This window comes from Pseudomonas sp. KB_15, assembly GCF_052114525.1.
Classification (GTDB): Bacteria; Pseudomonadota; Gammaproteobacteria; order Pseudomonadales; family Pseudomonadaceae; genus Aquipseudomonas.
Window position 1 is genome coordinate 1 of sequence record NZ_JBFREX010000149.1, and the last position, 543, is coordinate 543.

1 protein-coding gene is annotated in these 543 nt (G+C 63.9%); it reads right to left on the reverse strand.

What is annotated here, in order from left to right; translation table 11 throughout:
* Positions 1-134: 134 nt before the first annotated feature.
* Positions 135-299 carry a DUF1328 domain-containing protein gene (locus tag AB4Z35_RS30165; RefSeq protein WP_092291307.1) on the reverse strand — a complete coding sequence of 55 codons (165 nt, stop codon included), beginning with the start codon at positions 297-299 and terminating at the stop codon, positions 135-137.
* Between the last annotated feature and the right edge of the window lie 244 nt (positions 300-543).

A 543-nucleotide genomic window follows, 5' to 3' on the forward strand; every position in this document is an offset into this window, starting at 1 on the left:
GTCATGCAAGTGATTGATTTCCTTCCGGACTTTGGGGTTCTGCGTGAGCATAGGGACTCCTCATTGCGGTTCGGGGTACTGAGCACCGCGCCCGCCGGCCGATCCGGCGTGGGCGCGTGCCGCGTGCGTGCCCCTTACCTTCTGCGGATCAGGCCCATCACGAAGGTGACAAGCGCCACGACCAGGAAGATGAAGAACAGGATCTTGGCAATTTCGACGGCACCGGCGGCAATGCCACCAAAGCCGAAGATCGCCGCGATCAGCGCGACAACGAAGAAAACGAGTGCGTAATGCAGCATGGCCAGTCTCCCGAGGTTAGCGGGCGCACCCCGGTTGCTGCGGTGCGCCCGGCTTGCGCCACGGTGCGCAAGCTCATAGCCTCATCGTAGGGTCATGCCCCGGCGCCAGACACCGACCCCCGACCGATTCCCGTGTCAGCCAAGTCCTACAATGCACACCGCGCCGCACCGGGTGCGCCACTCGGGGGCCGTCTGTACGATTGACCCTGCCATGTCGATGTGATTCCATGGCCGCACGTGCGCC

Bases quoted from the DNA above. Each gene is read 5' to 3' on its own strand.
- AB4Z35_RS30165 (WP_092291307.1), bottom strand. From the start codon at position 299: ATGCTGCATTACGCACTCGTTTTCTTCGTTGTCGCGCTGATCGCGGCG.